The sequence below is a fragment of the Lewinella cohaerens DSM 23179 genome (assembly GCF_000379805.1).
In the GTDB taxonomy this organism is placed as follows: domain Bacteria; phylum Bacteroidota; class Bacteroidia; order Chitinophagales; family Saprospiraceae; genus Lewinella; species Lewinella cohaerens.
This window is the reverse complement of record NZ_KB903583.1, coordinates 1-6,001: the sequence shown is the minus strand read 5'-3', so window position 1 is coordinate 6,001 and position 6,001 is coordinate 1. Positions and strand designations below refer to the sequence as shown.

The following is a 6,001-nucleotide window of genomic DNA, read 5'->3' as shown; positions in this document are numbered from 1 at the left end:
AAGCAAGCAATTTCTCCTCCAAATTAATTCCTTTTACAACTAGAGTCGGGCGGCTTTATCAAAGCTTCCATTTTTGTTGGTATGGCACACAACTCCGGCTACAACGCAGTGCCGACGCAGGAGGCATTGTCGGGGTAGCAAAGTTCTGCGCTTTCACTTCAATGCATCAAATAATTCTTCACTATACTCTAGCACGACATAAATATATACCACTAAATGACACGTAAAAATGTCTTGAAAGTCTTTTTCTCTCCAATCTTTTGCAGAATGCGCCTCTCGATTTCGGGTGTCATATACTTTCCACAACTCTCTTGCAAAATCTCTTTTAGGTAAAGAGCGCGGATTCTCCTTGAATCTATTCTTTTTAGTATCTAGTCTCCCTAGTAAATCAATAACCTTCGATAGTCCTTGTTTACCTTTAGGTTCATCCAATAAGTCATAATACTTTTCCTCATCAACTAATAATAAAACCTTCTTCAAATATGGTTCGAAAGACTGTGACATCTGCTTAACCATATTAAGTCGGTCGTGCCTATCATTTCGGGTAAAATACTTCGATATTGCTGGGTATAACCTCCCTTCAATATCATTTAACCCTCTTTCAGACAATTTGACTTGTACGACCTCTCCAAACAGATCAATAGCCTGATCCAATGTTACCTTATATTTCTTTTGAGCAGGATCATTAATTGTTTCTTCAATCTCTTTCTTGATTTTTTCTTTTACCTCTTGATTTAATCCGCTTACTGGATTACTTATCATACTTTCTCTACTAAAACTCTGTTTAAGGAGTCTTTTCATTTTTACCTTATTATTCAACGACTCTAACGTATTGATAATCAGATTAAAGTACTCATTTGCACTTTTAACAAGGCTTGGGTAAGAGTTTTTAAGCGGAACACTATGATAGGGAATCATAAGCATTAATTCTAGTTCTTCTGAACTTACCTGCTCAAAACGAATGTGAATAATTCTATCCATAAAGAGCAGGGTTTTGTTGACATCTGTCTTGATTAATCTTATTTCGGTCTTTACATCTTCGACTAGTCTATCACTAAAATCAAGTGGTACATTTTCTACGAAATCCTTATTATCTATGAATTCTTTAACAAATTTTTCCTCGATAACTGATGAAAGACCGTTCAAATGAACTTTGAATGAATCAATATCAGAGAATTTATTAAATGTTTCAAAGGTCCTTAGCTCTATATACTTATATACTGGATCGTCTCCAAAACACCAGCAATATCCAATTTCGATATCACTTACAAATTCTAAAATTTCGCTATACAGATACTTCGCAATCGAGTCGTAATCTAAGGCCATTTAATCGCTTTTATATTCATTAAATCAATACGTATTCATATTTTATTTGTTGCGCAGAACTCAAGCCTACACGCCGTGCGACCGCAGGGAGCATGGACGGGTAGGCAAAGTTAGGCACAGGCTTTACTTTTTAAAATATAATTGATAGTAAAGGCTGCTCATTTATCTTTCTAGATATTTCTTAGCTTCTACATTTAAGCTATCTGGATAATCATCTATTTCAGCCGGCAAATTCAAGGAAATATATTTCCGCAGTTCCTGATTTTTTGTCTTAAAATATTCTTCTAAGAGCATTGATAGCTTTTTCTCATATAGTTCACTTGTCTTATCGAATGAAACCCAATAAAATAATCGAAATATTCCTCGCTTGTCATTCATGCTTGAACCTGGAAAGCGCTCTATTAAATACTCGCTTACCTTGGCTTTATATAGTTCTTTAGCTGATATTACGAAAAGGTTGTTGTAACTAGGATCAATGATTTTTATTCCTGCATCTACCACTGTTTTCATGAATTCATATGAGTAATCATTAATTTCTTTCAGAAAATGAGGAATGAACCATTTACTTATACTTCCTTTTAAAAAATTACTCAAATATCTTTCTTCTTCTAAATTTAATCTTCTTGGATTTACCTGAAAATATTCTGTAAAGATTCCTTCATTTTGTGATTCGCTAAAAAATCTTCCATACCTTATACTCTGAGGAAAAATCTCTCTGAGTAGCACTTTCTCTAAATACTTCTCATACAATTCATCGATAGACCTAAACTTGCTATTAAGACTATTTGGAGTAAGGTTCTTTCTCAGTCTGACCTTGAATAGTTCAAGACGATAGAGAACCCTTTCTGCTTTTGAATATAATTTACTCGTAATATTTTGATATGGTCTTTCTATTTCCTTAGATTTTTATTGATTTTTCTCTGCTTGTGCCTAACTCCGGCTACCCCGCAGGCTGACCGAAGGGAGGCTTGACGGGGTAGCAAAGTTAGGTACCGTCTTTTTCTTTACTTATTCTATTCATCATAAATATTAAAGATCCACTTATGGCTCCGACTCTTAGAATACTTTCTACCCCTGTTATATAAGCAACGATCCCACTTGGTATCCCAAAAATTATTGCTCCAATAAAAGCATACCAAATATATTTCCATGAAGATCTTTTTGTCTTTTTTAATTCTTCCTTATTATCAAAAATATAGGATTCTCCTGTTTTCATCGTTTTTTGATAATTCAAGATAAAATTCTTCCATAATTCCTCTTCTTTCAGAGTAACTGCTTGGAAAATAGTGTTTACATAAACCTCTGTTATCACAAGTTTACTCTTAAACTCTATTTTTATAATACTCTTCCACTTGAGGGGATTAAAAGTCACCATATTTCTAATGACACTTCCTCTCTTAAAATGCATGAAGTTTGTACTATCCTCCGACAACTTGAAACCTTGATTCTGAAAATAGTTTAGGGTCTCTTCTCTGAGCTCATTTATTTTTCTTTCTGACGTGAATTCGATTCTCTTGTTCATTCCCTTTCTAGATTAGAATCTAAATTTATGATATAAATAATTGTCAACAAGGCGAATACTATTGCCTGTAATGAGTTTTTTCAAGATTGTTGGGCTCTAGCGTAATTCTTTTTATAAACTCTATTCCCCATAAGAAGATCGGACTTATAAATATAGCTAAAACATATAAATATAAACCTGAGAAATAACTCCACTGAAGCCAGATTGACAAGTCAGGAATTAACGAAGTTAGGTAAATCATATAAATCATCTTTTCTAAGCTTCTAGGGCGGCCTAACTCATCATAGCTAAATTTATAAGTCTTAACAACTTTGATTACTCTAAACATTAGAGTGCTTATGAGAACCAAATCAATAATAATTCTTATCCAATCGAATTCAGTGTTAAACCTTGGAGTTGAATTTGTTTCTTTATAAAAGCTGAGTATACCAGCGGCTATTAGTCCAATCACTAACAATTCTATAGCACCTAAGATTTTTTTTCGCATCTTCTTGATTTGATAATTTATTATTAGAATATCTTGGCTTTCATTCCTCTTTTACTAGCTATAGTATTCTAATCTATTTTTAATGGTACCTAACTCAGGCTAGAACGCAGTGGCGACGAAGGAGCCATTGACGGGCTAGCAAAGTTACATGCATTTATTACTTCATAAATAGACCTTGCCCATGAAAACGAATTATAAAAATATTATTCTCATAAATTCCGCCGTTAAAAGCTCTTGAGAAGTTTTGACTCTTTCTGACAATTTCGATACTAGCATCAATCATTTTCAACAGACTTACTATTAAATACATCCCAATACCTTGACCTTGTTTATCAACTTTCTTTGCTTCTATACCTGATACCCCTTCTTCATAGATTAGTTCTAATTCTGCATCATGTATTTTAAGGCTAATCATATCTATTTCTATTAAAAAATCTCCTAAATCATCTCGAAATCTGATTGACAAATCTTTATTAGGTAACATATACTTTGAGGCATTATCAAAAATATGGTAAAGACATACTTGAAAAGTCTCATAATCTAAATTTACTCGTTTGTTTGTAGCTCCAATCTTAACAGTAGTGCCCGAATCCATAAAATCTTGAAAAAACGTTTGCAACACATTTATTAGGACTTTACTGATTTTATAATCACGCTTAGATAAAACGATAGGTGATTCAAGTAATTTATCAAATACGTTTATTTCAACCTTTGTCTTCAAATTATTTTTCATTAACCTGAGAACACTTGCTGAAAATTTTTCTCTATTTTGATCAAATTGGGAATTAACAAAATCAATTTGATCAAATATATTATCAGTTATCCCGCTTTGTGGTATAATACTTTCTATTTCCTGAATGTTATGTGCATTTATTGATCGAACATTATGTAATAGTCTCCTAGTGTTTTTATTAAAACTTTCTCTAAACGATTCTCCTTTACCTAATAGTGATTGAAGAATAGAAGCATATATATCAAGGTATATTTTAAATATCCTAGTACTTGTAACCAAAGGCTTTTCTGATGAAATTATATATATTACTCCAGAATCAGTAGTGAGCTTTCCGTGCCGTTTCCGTTTCCCATCAAATTTACAAGTCTTAATAATATCATTCTTAGAATTCGAGTTTGCATAATACTCAAAGTGGTTCTGACTAAGTGATGAAATGATGATACTTCCGTCTAAACCAACTACATGATATTCGTGGTTATTTTTCATAAATTTCTCGACTAAATTCTTCTACAAGGTTTTGAAACTCAAATGGGTCTGCATCTTTACGAAGTGTATCATCAACAATTTTAAGTGCTTTGTGGAATCTATCACCTCTTTGTTCAGCAGAATAAATAACAACCTTTTTATCAGGATATTTCAGTTTTATATTTTTTGCTAACCCTAACCCTTCATCTGGACAACTTAATGCTTTTCCAACTCCGTGTATGTCAACAAAAATAATATCTGCCTCTACTACATTTCGTTCATCATATGATTTAACATCTTTGATTGTTTTTGTTTGCTTCCAACCAGCTGTTTTCAACATAGAAACATTTGAAAATTTGGTGTCATCATCAATAAATAATATTTTAATCCTATTTTTCAAACCATCTAAGATTATGTCTTCGTTATCGTTTCTATTATCACCAGGAATAAGATTAACAGCTTGTTTATAATCAGGCTTAGATGATTTTTTAGGTTTCTTGAAAAAGAAATTCACGATACCAGCAATGACAAATACACCTATTCCACTAAACAACCATTCTTTGTTCTCCGATAAAAAGTTTAAAATATTCTCCATAATAGTTTCTACGTAACTAGTTTGTAATAAGTTTCAATTTTTGATCTTGCATGTAACTCAGGCTTGTGCGATGTACACGCCCCTCTTCACCAATGACCGTCAAGTACACCGCAGATCAAGTACAGCACCAACTATATGATCGAGTGGAACCAAGCTCCGGGCGGGTATAGTCGCACAAGCTAAGTTAGTGCCAGTATTAAATTTTTCTAAACAACTCCTCTATTTCTTTCGTCGTGAAAGAGGGAAAATCCGATCATCTAATAGAATTAATGTCATTAACTAGCCCTTATTAACCTTGTAAAAACTGCATTAATAATGATATTGCCGCCAAAATTAAGGCTATCCATATTGTCCAAACTTGTTCTTTATTTTTTTGAATTGAAGTCTTCCAGAATTCACTTTGCTGTCTAATCTGATCCTCTAAAATTTCAACTTTCTTCTGCATTTCTATTAATTGTAATTCTTTCATTTTTGTATCCCTTTTTTCTTCCTTTTTTTTATTTTCATAACCTTCGATGTGATCAATACCAGTTTGATATAAAGTGATATACAGATCATCATTTGGCATTCCTAGTGCATCCACATAGTTACTAGATAGAAAGAATTTTCTAAACTCTGGTATATCACTGTCTTTGTAGTCGATATTGCTTTCACCTAAAACTTGTCTTAAAGAACCTTTTCGGCCTTCAAGCTTACTAAGACTTTTCAGTACTTCTACTATTTTATCATCAAACGTCATCACATTTATTTCATTAAGAAGTTGAATAAAATTGGCACTAACTCAAGCTACAACGCAGGCTGACCGAAGGGAAGCTTGACGGGGTAGCAAAGTTCTACACAGCCCGGAGTTGATCAAGAATATAAACATCCTAA

At 33.0% G+C, this 6,001-nt stretch carries 7 protein-coding genes; all 7 read right to left on the bottom strand.

All coding sequences use genetic code 11. From position 1 onward, the window contains the following. Positions 1-153 precede the first annotated feature (153 nt). On the bottom strand, positions 154-1,326 hold the full coding sequence (locus tag A3EU_RS0124440) for a hypothetical protein (protein WP_020538826.1): 1,173 nt from the start codon (positions 1,324-1,326) through the stop codon (positions 154-156). A 162-nt stretch (positions 1,327-1,488) separates the two neighbouring features. After that, the gene (locus tag A3EU_RS0124435) at positions 1,489-2,052 is read right to left on the bottom strand and encodes a hypothetical protein (protein WP_156825897.1); all 564 of its coding nucleotides are present in this window, start codon (positions 2,050-2,052) and stop codon (positions 1,489-1,491) included. 259 nt (positions 2,053-2,311) lie between these two features. Next, positions 2,312-2,848 carry a hypothetical protein gene (locus tag A3EU_RS0124430; RefSeq protein WP_020538824.1) on the bottom strand — a complete coding sequence of 179 codons (537 nt, stop codon included), beginning with the start codon at positions 2,846-2,848 and terminating at the stop codon, positions 2,312-2,314. A 58-nt stretch (positions 2,849-2,906) separates the two neighbouring features. Continuing rightward, a complete protein-coding gene (locus A3EU_RS0124425) occupies positions 2,907-3,335 on the bottom strand; it encodes a hypothetical protein (RefSeq protein ID WP_020538823.1) in 429 nt (142 codons plus the stop codon). Positions 3,336-3,492: 157 nt separating this feature from the next. Next, a complete protein-coding gene (locus A3EU_RS0124420) occupies positions 3,493-4,554 on the bottom strand; it encodes a histidine kinase (RefSeq protein WP_020538822.1) in 1,062 nt (353 codons plus the stop codon). Next, on the bottom strand, positions 4,544-5,128 hold the full coding sequence (locus A3EU_RS0124415) for a DNA-binding transcriptional response regulator (protein WP_020538821.1): 585 nt from the start codon (positions 5,126-5,128) through the stop codon (positions 4,544-4,546). Before A3EU_RS0124415 ends, A3EU_RS0124420 begins: the two co-directional genes overlap by 11 nt. A gap of 289 nt (positions 5,129-5,417) precedes the next feature. Then, complete coding sequence (locus A3EU_RS0124410) at positions 5,418-5,870, bottom strand: hypothetical protein (protein WP_156825896.1); 453 nt, start codon at positions 5,868-5,870, stop codon at positions 5,418-5,420. Positions 5,871-6,001: the final 131 nt, after the last annotated feature.

Coding starts and splice junctions, on each gene's coding strand:
- A3EU_RS0124440 (WP_020538826.1), bottom strand. CDS start 1,326: ATGGCCTTAGATTACGACTCGATTGCGAAGTATCTGTATAGCGAAATT.
- A3EU_RS0124430 (WP_020538824.1), bottom strand. CDS start 2,848: ATGAACAAGAGAATCGAATTCACGTCAGAAAGAAAAATAAATGAGCTC.
- A3EU_RS0124425 (WP_020538823.1), bottom strand. CDS start 3,335: ATGCGAAAAAAAATCTTAGGTGCTATAGAATTGTTAGTGATTGGACTA.
- A3EU_RS0124420 (WP_020538822.1), bottom strand. CDS start 4,554: ATGAAAAATAACCACGAATATCATGTAGTTGGTTTAGACGGAAGTATC.
- A3EU_RS0124415 (WP_020538821.1), bottom strand. CDS start 5,128: ATGGAGAATATTTTAAACTTTTTATCGGAGAACAAAGAATGGTTGTTT.